Origin of the sequence: Streptomyces sp. SS7 (genome assembly GCF_037993025.1) — a bacterium.
Classification (GTDB): Bacteria; Actinomycetota; Actinomycetes; order Streptomycetales; family Streptomycetaceae; genus Streptomyces.
Window position 1 is genome coordinate 5,240,591 of sequence record NZ_CP141223.1, and the last position, 13,965, is coordinate 5,254,555.

The following is a 13,965-nucleotide window of genomic DNA, read 5'->3' on the forward strand; positions in this document are numbered from 1 at the left end:
ACCCCGAATCAGCAGAACGGAAAGCCGCCGTGCGACCGAGCCGATCGCTCCGCCGCCTCGACCCCACCCACGCCGAGGAGTTCCACCGATGACATCCACGCCGGCCCGGCCGATGGACCGGCTCGCCCCCCTCGCGCGCCCGTCCGCCGACGTGAGCACGTGCTTCGACCTGGACAACGGGCTCGTCGACCGCACGATCTTCAGCGACACGTCCCTGTACCAGCAGGAACTGCGCCGCGTTTTCGCGCCCAGCTGGCTGTTCCTCGCGCACGAGAGCCAGTTCCAGCGGCCCGGAGACTTCTTCACCACCTACATGGGCGAGGACCCGGTCATCGTCGCCCTGGGCCGCGACCGCAGGATCCGCGCCTTCCTCAACGCCTGCCGCCACCGCGGCATGCGGGTCTGCCGCGCCGACGCGGGCGCCACCAAGGCGTTCACGTGCAGCTACCACGGCTGGTCGTACGACACCTCGGGCAAGCTCGTCAACGTCCCCAACCAGGGCGACTACCCGGACCACTTCGAGCAGGACCGCTGGGGCCTGGTCGAGGTCGCGCAGCTCGACACCTACCACGGGCTGATCTTCGCCACCTGGAACCCCGAGGCGCCTCCGCTCACCGAGGCACTCGGCGGCATGACCTGGTACATGGACGCCATGCTCGACCGCGACCCAGAGGGCACCGAGGTCGTCGGCGGGGTCCACAAGTGGGTCCTGGAGGGCAACTGGAAGCTCGCCGCCGAGCAGTTCGCCTCCGACTGGTACCACGTCAACATCTCGCACGCCTCCGCGCTGATGGTCATGTCACCCAACGGCAAGGGACCCAAGACGGACATCGTGCAGACGCCGGGCCGGCAGTACACGGACCCGCTCGGCCATGGCCACGGCTTCCCGACCCACCCCAAGAGCCGCTTCGACGACCGGGTCGTGCACGACTGGTACGACTACGACGCGCTGCGCACACGGCTCGGCGACGCCCGCGTCGAGGGACCGATGACCACCGGCCACGCCACCGTCTTCCCCAACTTCTCCTACCTCCCGGTCAACGGCTCCATCCGCGTGTGGCACCCCAAGGGCCCGGACAAGATGGAGGTCTGGGCCTGGACCCTCGTCGACAGGTCGATGCCCGACGAGGTCAAGAACGCCCAACGGCTCTACAACCTGCGGACGTTCGGACCCACCGGCATCTTCGAGCAGGACGACGGCGAGAACTGGTCGGAGGTCCAGGCCACCGCCCACGGCTTCATGTCCGGCTCCATGACCCTCAACTACCAGATGGGCCTCGGCCTGCAGAGCCAGGACGGGGTCCACCCCGGCACGACCGGCCGCCTCTATTCCGACGGTGCCGCCCGCGGGTTCTACGCCCGGTGGCGCGACCTGATGAACACCCCCGCCTGGCACGAGAAGCCCGGGAAGGACACCTCCTCATGAGCGACAACACCACCGGCGTCCAGGTCGCCTCCGTCGGCGACATCGAGGACGGTGAAGGGCTGCGCGTACCGGCTGAGGCGACCGGACACGGCGGCGATATCGCCGTCTTCCACGACGGCGGCACCTACTACGCCCTCGACGACCTCTGCTCCCACGGCCAGGCATCGCTGTCGGAGGGGTGGGTGGAGAACGGAGAAGTCGAGTGCCCGCTGCACTCCGCCCGGTTCTGCCTGAAGTCCGGTGAGCCGCAGTGCATGCCCGCCACCCTTCCCGTCGCCGCCCACCGGGTAGAGGTCCGCGACGACGCCATCTGGGTGTTCCCCGGTCAGGGGGCCACCGGATGAACCCGCTCCGGCGGATCGCCGTCGTCGGCGCCGGCCTCGCGGCCGTGTCCGCGTGCGACGCGCTGCGCGCCCACGGCTACGACGGCGATCTGGTGCTGTACTCCGCCGAGGACGGCCTGCCCTACGACCGCCCCCCGCTCAGCAAGGACGTCCTGCTCGGCAAGAGCCGCCGCGACGACATCCTGCTGCGCCCCGAACAGTGGTACGACGAGCAGCGCGTCCGGCTCCGGGACGGCACCGCCGTCCAGGCGCTCCGCCTCCAGGAGGGCGGGGTGGAACTGGACGGCGGGGTGGTCGAGACGGCCGACCGGATCGTGCTGGCCACCGGCGGCACGCCCCGCGCGCTGCCCGTACCCGGCGGCGCAGACCCGGAGATCGGCCTGCTGCGCACCTGGGAGGACGCGCGGCGGCTGCGCGAACGGCTGCTGCCCGGCGCCCGGGTGACCGTCGTCGGTGCCGGGCTGATCGGTGCCGAGACCGCTGCCGTGGCCGTCGCCCTAGGCTGCCGGGTCACCCTCGTCGACCCGGTCAGCGTGCCGCTCGCCCCGGCCGTCGGCGACGACGTCGCGACGGCGCTGCACGACCGCCACCGGGTCGCGGGCGTCGACGTGATCACCGCGGGAGTCGACCAGGTGGAGCGCCGGGAGGGCCGGTTCCTGGTCCACCTGTCCGGATCCGACGAGGCGGTGACCGCCGACACGGTCGTGGCCGGCATCGGCATCCGCCCCGCCACGCGGCTCGCCGAGGCGGCCGGCCTGCGGGTGGACAACGGCGTCGTCGTCGACGCGGACCGGCGCACCTCGCACCCGGCCGTCCACGCCGTCGGCGACGTCGCCCGCGAGGACGGACGGCGGACCCGGCACGAACACTGGGAGGCCGCCCAGCGGGACGGCGAGGCCGCCGCCCGCGGCATCCTCGGCCTGCCCGCCGTGGACGCGGGCGCGCCCTGGTTCTGGTCCGACCGGTACGGCATGCGGCTGGAGGCGATCGGCACGATGGCCGACGCCGAGCGGACCGTGCTGCGCGGCACCGTCGAAAGCGGCGCCTTCCTCACGTTCGGCCTGCGCGGCGACCGGGTGGTGGCCGCCGCCGCGATCGACCGCACGCGTGACATCAAGGCGGTCCGCAGGATCGTCGACCGGGGCATCGCCGTCGACCCCGCCGAGCTGGCCGACGAGAGCACCGATCTGCGCGGCCTGCTCAGAGGCTGACACCCCGGCAGCACAGGGGCCCGGCCCTTCGGGACGGGGCTTTCGGGCCGGGCCGAGGAGGGCCGGCGCAGCACACCGCCGACGACGCCGGGGGAGTGCGTGCCAGACGCCGACTCCGCCCGGCCCGGGCCGGAGGGAGGGAAGCCCGACCCGGCACCAGCCCCGCGGAGTGTTGCCCCGTACCGGCAGAGTTCCTGCCGTGCCGTCCACCGGCACACCCGCTCCCCGTACCCCGTACCCCGCGCTGCAATTGAGCCCGTCCGGCGTGGCCCGCAGGAGGACCGACTGATGAGCATCCACACCCCGGAGCCGGTGACGGACGCGCCCCGCGCGTACGACGACGACATCCGGCTCCACTTCGAAACACAGCGCCTGTACAGCCGGGAGGCGCAGTTCCTCGACCAGCACCGCTACGCGGACTGGCTGGAGCTGTTCACCGAAGACCTCCACTACTGGGCGCCTGTGCGCACCAACCGGCTGCGCCGTCAGCAGGCACTGGCCGACGGGGCACCCGGCGAGGTGGCGATCTTCGACGAGACGAAGGCGAGCCTGGCCTGGCGGATACGCCGCTTCGACTCCGGCATGGCCTGGGCGGAGGACCCGCCGTCCCGGACCCGGCACCTGATCACCGACGTCATGGTCCGCGCGGCCGACGAACCCGGGGAGTACATCGCCGAGTCGTCCTTCCTCTGCTACCGCAACCGCCTGGAACGCGAGGTGGACCTCTACGCGGGCGGCCGTACCGACCTGCTGCGCCGCGCCCCGGACGACGGGCGCCTGCTGATCGCCCGCCGCACGATCCTGCTCGACCAGAACGTCCTGCTCGCCAAGAACATCAGCACCTTCCTGTGAACCGGAGAACCCACGTGTCCCCTACCGAGACCGAAGAACCGAAGCTGGTCGAGCACCTCGTGCACACCCCGCTCGGGGACATGGCGGTCAGCGAGAGCGGCGCCGGGCCGGCGCTCGTCATGCTGCACGGCGGCGGCCCCGGCGCGAGCGCGGTCGCCAACTACCACCAGAACCTGCCCGCGCTCACCCGGCACTTCCGGGTGGTCCTCCCCGACCAGCCCGGCTTCGGCGGCAGCTACCGCCCCGCCGAGGAGGACCTGGACGTCCGCAGCATCACCGAGATCACCGTGGACGCGCTGGTACGGACCCTGGACGCGCTCGGCATCGACCGCTTCCACCTGCTCGGCAACAGCCTCGGCGGCGCCGCGGCCATCGCCACCGCCCTGGAGATCCCGGACCGGGTCCAGAAGCTGGTCCTGATGGCGCCGGGCGGCGGCTGGCTCCCCTTCGGCCCCACCCCCACCGAGGGGCAGAAGGCGATGTTCCGCTACTACAACGGCGAGGGCCCGACCCTGAAGAAGATGCGGGACTTCATCGGCGTGATGACCGCCGAGCCGCGCCGCTGGGCGGACACCGCCCAGGCCCGCTACGAGGCGTCCCTCGACGAGTCCCACATCGCCTTCTACCACCGCTACAACGCGTCCTTCGCGAAACGGCACGGCATGGACCCGCTGTGGCAGCGCGTTCACAAGATCAAGGCGCCCACCCTCCTGCTCTGGGGGCGTGACGACCGGACGATCACCCTGGACGGTGCCCAGCTGATGCTCAAGCAGATCCGGGACGTCCAACTCCACGTGTTCGGGGGCTGCGGCCACTGGGTACAGCTGGAACGGCAGGCCGAGTTCGAGCGGCTGGTCACCGGCTTTCTCAAGGAGAACTGAGCGTGCGCCGGGGGTGGTTGGAGGGCGATGTCGCGCTCGTCACGGGGGGAGGTTCCGGTATCGGCCGGGCCGTCGCCCTGCGCTATCTGACGGAGGGGGCCCGGGTCGCCGTCATGGGCCGGGGCGCCGCCCAGCTGGAGGAGGTGGTGGCCGCCGCCGGTGAACTCGGCGACCGCGTGCTGCCCCTCACCGGTGACGTCCGCAGCCCACAGGACATGCACAAGGCGGTCGAGGCCACGGTGGCGCACTTCGGAAAGCTGGACGTCCTGGTGCCGAACGCGGGCATCTGGGACTACCACCGCAGCGTCACCCGGTTGACCGGCGAGGAGCTGGCCGAAGCGTTCGACGAGCTGTTCGCCATCAACGTCAAGGGGTACCTGCTCGCCGTCGAGGCCGCCTGGCGCGAGCTGGTCGCCACGCGGGGCAGCATCGTGATGACCCTGTCCAACGCCTCCTTCCACACCGACGGCGGCGGCTCCCTCTACACCGCGAGCAAGCACGCCTGTCTCGGCCTGCTGCGCCAGTTCGCCTTCGAACTCGCCCCGAAGGTCAGGGTGAACGGGGTGGCCGTGGGCGGTATGCGCACCCAACTGCGCGGTCCCGAGAGCCTGGGTCTGCAAGGCCGCACCCTCGCGGCGTCCTTCGCGAAGAACGAGGCCGCCGAGGCCGCCTCGGGCGAGCGGACACCGCCCCTCATCCCGCTGTACGACTCCAGCGTCGAGCCGGAGGACTTCACCGGCCCCTACGTCCTGCTCGCCTCCCGCACCGACAGCTCCACCATCACCGGTGCCGTGATCCCCGCCGACGGCGGCATCGCCGTACGCGGTTTCCGTGCCCCCGCCGGCGGTTCGGTTCTGTGACCCGAACCGGTGAACCCCTGCCCTGAGCCCTTGTAAGGAGCCGACGCCATGGTCGCCGTCGACATCAGCCCCGCCGCCGCGCTGTACCGAAGAGCCCTGTACCCCGGCCCGCCCGCCGTGATCTACGAGGACCGGGAGATCCTCGCGGACGAACTCGGCCGTACCGTCAGTGAGTTCGCCGCCGGGCTGTCCGAGCGCGGGCTGCGGCGCGGCGACCGGATCGCGTATCTCGGCTTCAACAGCCCGGCGTTCCTCGTGACCCTGTTCGCCGCGGCCCACCTGGGCGCGGTCTTCGTCCCGGTCAACTTCCGGCTGGCCGCCGACGAGGTCCGGCACATCCTCAACGACTGCGGCGCCCACACCCTGGTCGTGGAGGAGGGCCACCGCGAACTGGTCGCCTCCGTACGGCAGGACGTCCCCGCCCGCGGCCTGGTGCTGGTCGACACCGACCCCGAGTGCCCCGCCACACCGGAGCCGGGCCCCGCGTGGACGCCGCTGTCCGCGCTGCTCGGCGCGCACCGCCCCCTCCGCGAACCCGTCGCCCTGTACGAGGGCGACCTCGCGGCTCTGATGTACACCTCCGGAACCACCGGACGGCCCAAGGGCGTCATGCTCACCCACGGCAACCTGTGGTGGAACGCCGTCAACGTGGACTCCGTCGTGGACACCCGCGCCGACGACGTCAACCTGGCCGTCGCCCCGCTGTTCCACATCGGCGGCCTCAACGCCCTGACCCTGCGCACGCTGGTGCGCGGCGGCACCGTCGTCCTGCGCCGGGGCTTCGACCCCGCCCGCTGCCTGGAGGACCTCGTCCGGTACCGGGTGAACACCTTCTTCGCGGTGCCCGCCATGTACGCGGCGCTGGCCCGCACGCCGGGGTTCGCCGAGAGCGACCTGAGCGCCCTGCGTTCCCCGATCGCCGCCGGCGCCCCGGTGCCGCCGCAGCTGATCCGGGACTACGGCGCGGTGGGGCTGCTGCTCCAGCAGGCGTGGGGGCTGACCGAGACGGCCCCGTTCGCCACCTACCTGCCGGCCCCGCTGACGTCCCGGAAGACCGGATCGGCCGGGCTCCCGATGCCGTACACCGAGATACGGCTGATCGACCCGGTCACCGGCGCCGAGATCGACAGCCCGGACACCCAGGGCGAGATCTGTGTCCGCGGCCCGAACGTGGCCGCCGGCTACTGGGACAACCCGCAGGCCACCCGGGCGGCGTTCGACGAGCGGGGCTGGTTCCGCACCGGCGACATCGCCTACCGGGACGAGGACGGCTTCTATTACATCGTGGACCGGCTGAAGGACATGATCATCAGCGGCGGCGAGAACATCTACCCGGCGGAGGTCGAGCGGGTCCTCGTGGAGCACCCCGACGTCCTGGACGCCGCCGTCGTCGGGGTACCGGACCCCAAGTGGGGCGAGACCGTCCTGGCCGTCCTGGCCTGCAGGCCAGGCGCGCGGCCCACGGTGGAGGAGGTGCGCGAGTTCACCGGCCGCCAGCTGGCCCGCTACAAGCTCCCCACACGGGTCGAGGTCCTCGAACGGCTGCCGCGCAACGCCAGCGGCAAGCTGGACAAGCCGGAACTGCGCCGCCAGGTGACCGCACGGCAGGCCGTCCCCACCCCCTGACCCCCCACACCGGGCCCCGGCACCCCACTGATGCCGTTGGCAATTGACCAACGGCATCACCCCACTGCCGGGGCCCCCGACCCCAGGAGCGGCGCCGTGGCCCTTTACTCCGACTCCGTGCCGACGCCCGAGCTGCCCGCCCTCGACGGCGGCTGGGCCCTGCGGCCGGCCGGCGCTCAGGCGCACACGTACCTGGCCTCCCACCCCGACGGCCCTGAGGCGTTCACGGTGGACGTCCGGCGCGTGTGGCAGGACCCGTTGCGGGCCGCCTACCCCATCGGCGCGCACGACATCGCCGTACGGCTGGACCCGTCCGCGCCGGAGTGCGCCGCCGGGCTGCTGCGGGCGCTCGCACCCGCCCTGTTCGCCGCCGACCCGCGCTGCCGCCGGATCGTCGCCGCGCCGCACGAGGACGACCCGCGCACCCAGCGAGTCCTGGCGGACGGCGGCTTCCGCCGTGTCGCCGAGGCGGACCTGCCCGGCGGCCCGGTCGTGCTGTTCGCCGCCGAACCCCCGCACGTCGCCGGCCTGTCCACGGCCCTCGACGACATGCCCCACTGAGCGCGGCCCTGTGCCGCAGCGGGCCGGAAGCAGCCTCCCCAGGCTTCCGGCCCGCTGCCGTGCCGTGGCCCGTGACCTGCGTGCTGCCCAGCGGCACAGCGGTTAGGGCAGGTGGGCGGCGCGGGGCGACCGTGGACGGGTGCTTGCTGCAATCGCCATTTCCCAGAGCGCCACCGACCCGTTGTCGGGGCTGGTGCTGCGCGACGTACCCGAACCTGCCCCGCGGCCGGGCTGGTCACGTGTCCGCGTGATGGCCTCGTCGCTGAACATGCATGACCTGTGGACGCTGAAGGGGGTGGGACACCCCGCGGACCGGCTGCCGATCGTCCTCGGCTGCGACGCGGCCGGCTACGACGAGGACGGCAACGAGGTCATCGTCCACCCGGTGCTGGGCGACCCCGACGCGGGCGGCGGTGACGAGACGCTCGACCCGGACCGCGCGCTGCTGTCCGAGCGCCACGACGGGGCGTTCGCGCAGTACCTGACCGTCCCCACCCGCAACCTGGTGCCGAAGCCGGACTGGCTCTCCTTCGACGAGGCCGCCTGCCTGCCGGTCGCCTGGACCACCGCCTACCGCATGCTGTTCACCCAGGCCCGCATCACCCCCGGCGACCGGGTCCTCGTGCAGGGCGCGGGCGGCGGCGTCGCCTCCGCCGCGATCCGGCTCGCGGTGGCCTCGGGCGCCGTCGTCTACGCCACCAGCCGCAGCGCCGACAAGCGCGCGGAGGCCGTCTCCTGGGGCGCGCGGGCCGCCGTGGCCCCCGGCGAGCGGCTGCCCGAGCGGGTGGACGTGGTGATCGAGACGGTCGGTGAGGCGACCTGGCAGCACTCGCTGAAGGCGCTGCGCCCCGGCGGCACCCTCGTCATCGCGGGCGCCACGAGCGGCATGAACCCGCCCGCCGACCTCGGCCGGATCTTCTACCTCCAGCAGCGCGTCATCGGCTCGACCGGCGCCACCCGGTCCGAACACGTCGCCATGCTGCGTCTGATGGAGGCCACGGGGGCCCGTCCGGTCATCGACCGCGCCCTCCCGCTCACCGAGATCCACAAGGGCTTCCAGCTCATGATCGACGGTGCGCTCACCGGGAAGCTCGTCATCCATCCGTCCGCCCCGGAAACCGGCCAGAAGTAGGGAGCCGCCATGACCGCAGCAGCCGTGGGGCTGTCCCACTCGCCCCTCATCGGCAAGAACGACCCCGCCCTTGACGTCCTGGCCCGGGTCGAGGAGGCGGTCGCGGGCGCACGGGACTTCGTCCGAGCCTACGACCCGGAGCTGGTCGTCCTGTACGCCCCGGACCACTACAACGGCTTCTTCTACAAGGAGATGCCCCCGTTCTGCCTGGCCACCGAGGCCCGCGCGGTAGGTGACTTCGGCACGCAGGCGGGCCCGCTGTCGGTCGACACGGCCGCCGCGAAGGCGCTGGCCCAGGGCGTCCTCGACCGGGGGGTCGACCTGACCGTCTCGGCCCGGATGACCGTCGACCACGGCTTCGCCCAGCCCCTGGAGGCGCTCTTCGGTGGGATCGACCGGGTGCCGGTGGTGCCGGTCTTCGTCAACGGCGTGGCCACGCCGCTCGGCCCGGTCGCCCGCGTCCGCGCGCTCGGCACCGCGCTCGGCGAGGCCGCCGCCGAACTCGGTCGCAGGACGCTGTTCCTGGCCTCCGGCGGCCTCTCCCACGACCCGCCCGTACCCGTCCTCGACGGTGCGCCTCCCAAGGTCGCCGACGCGCTCATCGAGGGCCGGCCGCCGACCCCCGAGCAGCGGGAAAGGGGCGAGCAGCGGGTGGTCAGGGCGGGCCAGGAGTACGCCGCCGGCACGACCTCGATGATCCCGATCAACCCCGACTGGGACAACCGGTTCCTCGACCACCTGGAGAAGGGGGAACTCTCGGAGTTCGACTCCTGGACCGTCGCGGGCATGGCGCGGGAGGGCGGCGGCTCCGCCCACGAGGTCCGTTCCTGGATCGCCGCGTTCGCCTCGCTCGCGGCCACCGGACCGTACGAGACGACCTCCCGCTTCTACGAGCCGATCCCCGCGTGGATCGCCGGATTCGCCGTGGCCACGGCGCAGGGCCGGTGAGCGGCATGACAGTCGAACCGCACGCGGTCGCCCGGGCCGCCGCCCGGCTGGTCACCGCGGAGCGCGAGGGCGCTCCCGTGGCCCCGGTCCGCGACCTGCTGGGCGAACAGGACATCGACGCCGCCTACGCCGTCCAGCAGGAGCTGACCCGGCGCAGGCTGGCCGCCGGCGCGGTCGTCACCGGCCGCAAGATCGGCCTCACCTCGCCCGCCGTCCAGCGCCAGCTCGGCGTCGACCAGCCGGACTTCGGCGTCCTCTTCGCGGACATGGACGTCTCGGCCATGGCGGAGGTTCCCTCCGGGCGGCTGCTCCAGCCGAAGGCCGAGGCGGAGATCGCGTTCGTCCTCGGGGAGGACCTGGCCGACGGGGTGTACGACACCGCCCGGGTCCGGGCCGCCGTGGAGTACGCCGTCGCGGCCGTCGAGATCGTCGACAGCCGGATCGCCGACTGGGACATCCGGCTCACCGACACCATCGCCGACAACGCCTCCAGCGGCCTGTACGTCCTCGCCGACCGCCGCCTCACCCTCGCCGAGTTCGAGCCGCGCGAGGTCACCATGCGGATGTACGCCGAGGGCGAGCCGGTCTCCGAGGGCACGGGCGCCGCCTGTCTCGGCGACCCGCTCAACGCCCTGGCCTGGCTGGCCCGTACGGCCCAGGCGTACGGCGACCCGCTGCGGGCCGGGCAGGTCGTCCTGTCGGGGGCGCTGGGCCCGATGGTCCCGGCACCGCCCGGCACCCGTATCCATGCCGAGATCGGACCGCTGGGCACGGTCACCGCCGCATTCTCCGAGAAGAGGGACGTGTGAAGAGAACCAAGGTCGCCGTCATCGGCTCCGGCAACATCGGCACGGACCTGATGATCAAGGTCATGCGGCTGTCGGACACCCTGGAGATGGGTGCCATGGTCGGCATCGACCCGGACTCCGACGGGCTCGCCCGCGCCGCCCGGCTGGGGGTGCCCACCACGCACGAGGGCGTCGACGGCCTCATCGCGCTGCCCGGCTTCGCCGACATCGACGTCGTCTTCGACGCCACCTCGGCCAAGGCGCACCTGGCCAACGCCGCCAAGCTGGCCCCCTACGGCAAGCGGCTCATCGACCTGACCCCGGCGGCGATCGGCCCGTTCGTCGTGCCGCCGGTCAACGGGGACGCCCACCTCGACGCCCCGAACGTCAACATGGTGACGTGCGGCGGCCAGGCCACCATCCCCGTGGTGGCCGCCGTCTCGGCGGTGACCCCGGTCCACTACGCGGAGATCGTGGCCTCCATCGCCTCGCGGTCGGCCGGTCCCGGAACCCGGGCCAACATCGACGAGTTCACCGAGACCACCTCCCACGCCATCGAGCAGGTCGGCGGCGCCGCCCGCGGCAAGGCGATCATCGTCCTCAACCCGGCGGAGCCGCCCCTCATCATGCGGGACACGGTGTTCTGCCTCATCGGGGAGGCCGACCACGACGCCGTCCGCGCGTCGATCACGGCCATGGCGGAGCGCGTCGCCCGGTACGTCCCCGGCTACCGGCTCAAGCAGGAGGTCCAGTTCACCCCGGTGGACCCCACCGAACCGGTGCACACCCTGCTCCCGCCCGACGCCGGCCCAGCCGTCACCCGGGTCTCGGTGTTCCTCGAAGTCGAGGGCGCCGCCCACTACCTGCCCGCCTATGCCGGAAACCTCGACATCATGACGTCCGCCGCACTCCAGGTCGCCGAGTCGGCCGCCCGGCACGACGCAGTCCTCGCGGAGGCCCGCCCATGACCCGCCCCCTGTACATCCAGGACGTCACCCTGCGCGACGGCATGCACGCCATCCGGCACCGCATCGACCCCGCCGACGTCGGCCGTATCGCGGCCGCCCTCGACGCCGCCGGTGTCGACGCGATCGAGGTCGCCCACGGCGACGGCCTGGCGGGCGGCTCCGTCAACTACGGGCCGGGCAGCCACACGGACTGGGAGTGGATCGAGGCAGCCGCGGCGCACCTCACCCGCGCCACCCTCACCACCCTCCTCCTGCCCGGCATCGGCACCATCGCCGACCTGGAGCGCGCCCACTCCCTCGGCGTCCGCTCGGTGCGCGTCGCCACCCACTGCACCGAGGCCGACATCTCCGCCCAGCACATCGCGAGGGCCCGCGAACTCGGCATGGACGTCTCCGGCTTCCTGATGATGAGCCACATGGCCCCGGCCGCCGAACTCGCCGCGCAGGCACGGCTGATGGAGTCCTACGGCGCTACTTGTGTGTACGTCACCGACTCCGGCGGACGGCTCACCCTGGACGGCGTGCGCGAGCGGGTCCGCGCCTACCGCGACGTCCTGGACCCCGGCACCGAGGTCGGCATCCACGCGCACGAGAATCTCTCCCTCTCGGTCGCCAACAGTGTGATCGCCGTGCAGGAGGGCGTGACTCGGGTGGACGCCTCCCTCGCCGGACAGGGCGCCGGCGCCGGCAACTGCCCCATCGAGGCGTTCATCGCGGTCGCCAACCTCCAGGGCTGGAAACACGGTTGCGACCTGTTCGCCCTCCAGGACGCGGCCGACGACCTCGTACGGCCGCTGCGGGACCGGCCCGTCCAGGTCGACCGGGAGACGCTCACCCTCGGCTACGCCGGCGCGTACTCCTCGTTCCTGCGCCACGCCGAGGCCGCCGCCGAGCGGTACGGCGTCGACGCCCGCACGCTGCTGCTGGAGGTCGGCCGGCGGGGGCTCGTCGGCGGTCAGGAAGACATGATCGTCGACATCGCGCTCGACCTGATGGCAGGGGAGACGGGCTGACGACCGGCTCCGCGCAGCCCTCCGCGGTCCGGATCACTTCCTGATCCGGACCGGCCGGCCGTGCCGCCGGGTGGAACGAGCGCATGACGCGGAGCGATCCGAGGCCATTTGCTGGTGCAGTCCAGCGGCAGGTTCTCCCTCCACTGTCCTGTCGCTGGACAAGGACCCCGCACGTTCCTCAGCAACCGACGGGAGCTCACCCATGACCGAATCGCCACAAGGGAGTGGCATGTCCGCGATACAGCAGGGGGGCCGTTGATGCGTACCAGGACACCGGCCGTCCACCTCGTCGCCGACGGCGCTCCCCCGGTCCCGCTCCTGCTCCACCGGAGCGAGAACCCCTGGGGCGCGAGCCCCAAGGCGGTGGAGGCGGCACGCTCCGAACTGCTGCGCGTCCACCGCTACCCCGACCCGCGGCACACCGCGCTCATCGACGCCCTCTGCGCCCGCCACCGCGTCACGGCCGACAGGGTCGCCGTCGGCAACGGGGTGGACGAGGTCATCATGATGCTGGCCATCGCCTCGCGCGACCTGGGCCGCGCGGTGGTCAACGAAGCCACCTACCAGGGTTACGTGAAGAGCCTGACGGCGGTGGGCCTGGAGGTCGTCCAAGTCCCCCTCGAACACCACCGCGTGGGCCCCGAGGCGCTGATCGAGGAGATGCGCAGGGGCCCGGCCCTCGTTTTCGTCTGCAATCCGCACAACCCCGCCGGGACCGTCCTGGACGCCGACGCCGTGCGGAGCCTGTGCGAGACGGCGCGTGCCACCGGATCGCACCTCGTCCTCGACGAGGCGTACGCGGAGTTCGCCGACGACTCGTTCACCTCCGGGCTGCCGTGGGCGCGGGAGGGGAGCGGCGTCAGTGTGCTGCGGACGCTCTCCAAGGCGTACGGCCTCGCCGCGCTGCGTGTGGGCGCGCTGATCGGCTGCCCCGACGCCGTCTCCCGCATCGAGACCGTGCAGGACGCCATGCCGTACCACGTGAACCGGCTCGCGCAGGCGGCGGCCTGCGCGGCTCTGGGGGACCAGGAGTTCCTGGAGCAGACGAGGGTCCGCATCGCGACGGCGCGCAGGGCGCTGTGCACCTCTCTGGACCGGCTCGGCATCACGTACCTGCCCTCGCAGACCAACTTCGTCACCGTGCATCTGCCCGGGAGCGCGTCCCGGATCACCCGGCAGCTGCTCGCCGACCACGTCCACGTGCGTGACGCCTCGGACATGGGCATGCCCGACTGGATGCGGATCTCGGTCGGCACCCCCTCCGACGTCCTCGTCCTCGTGCGCCGTCTCGAAGCCGCCCTTGCCTCCCAAAGCTGAACAGCACAGAGCGGAGCCCCCGGTTCTCCGGGGGCTCC

Annotated in this window: 14 protein-coding genes; all 14 read left to right on the plus strand. The window is 72.5% G+C overall.

Annotated elements, in window-relative coordinates; all coding sequences use genetic code 11:
* Positions 1-88: 88 nt before the first annotated feature.
* The gene (locus tag U5640_RS24265; protein WP_340377849.1) at positions 89-1,426 is read left to right on the plus strand and encodes an aromatic ring-hydroxylating dioxygenase subunit alpha; all 1,338 of its coding nucleotides are present in this window, start codon (positions 89-91) and stop codon (positions 1,424-1,426) included.
* Positions 1,423-1,770 (plus strand): bifunctional 3-phenylpropionate/cinnamic acid dioxygenase ferredoxin subunit, encoded by a 348-nt coding sequence (locus U5640_RS24270; protein WP_340377850.1) that lies wholly within the window; start codon positions 1,423-1,425, stop codon positions 1,768-1,770. Before U5640_RS24265 ends, U5640_RS24270 begins: the two co-directional genes overlap by 4 nt.
* Positions 1,767-2,981: an FAD-dependent oxidoreductase gene (locus U5640_RS24275; RefSeq protein WP_340377851.1), complete on the plus strand. Its 1,215-nt coding sequence runs from the start codon at positions 1,767-1,769 to the stop codon at positions 2,979-2,981. The genes U5640_RS24270 and U5640_RS24275 overlap by 4 nt, the downstream gene beginning before the upstream one ends.
* A 288-nt stretch (positions 2,982-3,269) precedes the next feature.
* Complete coding sequence (locus U5640_RS24280; protein WP_340377852.1) at positions 3,270-3,833, plus strand: 3-phenylpropionate/cinnamic acid dioxygenase subunit beta; 564 nt, start codon at positions 3,270-3,272, stop codon at positions 3,831-3,833.
* Positions 3,834-3,847: 14 nt separating this feature from the next.
* On the plus strand, positions 3,848-4,714 hold the full coding sequence (locus U5640_RS24285) for an alpha/beta fold hydrolase (RefSeq protein ID WP_340377853.1): 867 nt from the start codon (positions 3,848-3,850) through the stop codon (positions 4,712-4,714).
* 2 nt (positions 4,715-4,716) lie between these two features.
* Complete coding sequence (locus U5640_RS24290) at positions 4,717-5,574, plus strand: SDR family NAD(P)-dependent oxidoreductase (protein ID WP_340377854.1); 858 nt, start codon at positions 4,717-4,719, stop codon at positions 5,572-5,574.
* Positions 5,575-5,622: 48 nt separating this feature from the next.
* Positions 5,623-7,200, plus strand: coding sequence for a long-chain fatty acid--CoA ligase (locus tag U5640_RS24295; RefSeq protein ID WP_340377855.1), 1,578 nt, complete (start codon positions 5,623-5,625; stop codon positions 7,198-7,200).
* Between the two features lie 96 nt (positions 7,201-7,296).
* Positions 7,297-7,761, plus strand: coding sequence for a GNAT family N-acetyltransferase (locus U5640_RS24300; RefSeq protein WP_340377856.1), 465 nt, complete (start codon positions 7,297-7,299; stop codon positions 7,759-7,761).
* 139 nt (positions 7,762-7,900) lie between these two features.
* Complete coding sequence (locus U5640_RS24305) at positions 7,901-8,893, plus strand: zinc-binding dehydrogenase (protein ID WP_340377857.1); 993 nt, start codon at positions 7,901-7,903, stop codon at positions 8,891-8,893.
* Between the two features lie 9 nt (positions 8,894-8,902).
* Complete coding sequence (locus tag U5640_RS24310; protein ID WP_340377858.1) at positions 8,903-9,841, plus strand: 3-carboxyethylcatechol 2,3-dioxygenase; 939 nt, start codon at positions 8,903-8,905, stop codon at positions 9,839-9,841.
* Positions 9,842-9,846: 5 nt separating this feature from the next.
* Positions 9,847-10,650, plus strand: a complete 804-nt coding sequence (locus U5640_RS24315; RefSeq protein WP_340377859.1) for a fumarylacetoacetate hydrolase family protein — start codon at positions 9,847-9,849, stop codon at positions 10,648-10,650.
* A complete protein-coding gene (locus U5640_RS24320; protein ID WP_340377860.1) occupies positions 10,647-11,597 on the plus strand; it encodes an acetaldehyde dehydrogenase (acetylating) in 951 nt (316 codons plus the stop codon). Before U5640_RS24315 ends, U5640_RS24320 begins: the two co-directional genes overlap by 4 nt.
* Positions 11,594-12,610 carry a 4-hydroxy-2-oxovalerate aldolase gene (gene dmpG, locus U5640_RS24325; RefSeq protein ID WP_340377861.1) on the plus strand — a complete coding sequence of 339 codons (1,017 nt, stop codon included), beginning with the start codon at positions 11,594-11,596 and terminating at the stop codon, positions 12,608-12,610. The genes U5640_RS24320 and dmpG overlap by 4 nt, the downstream gene beginning before the upstream one ends.
* 258 nt (positions 12,611-12,868) lie before the next feature.
* Entirely contained in the window at positions 12,869-13,927 is a 1,059-nt protein-coding gene (locus tag U5640_RS24330) for a histidinol-phosphate transaminase (RefSeq protein ID WP_340377862.1), read from the plus strand.
* Positions 13,928-13,965: the final 38 nt, after the last annotated feature.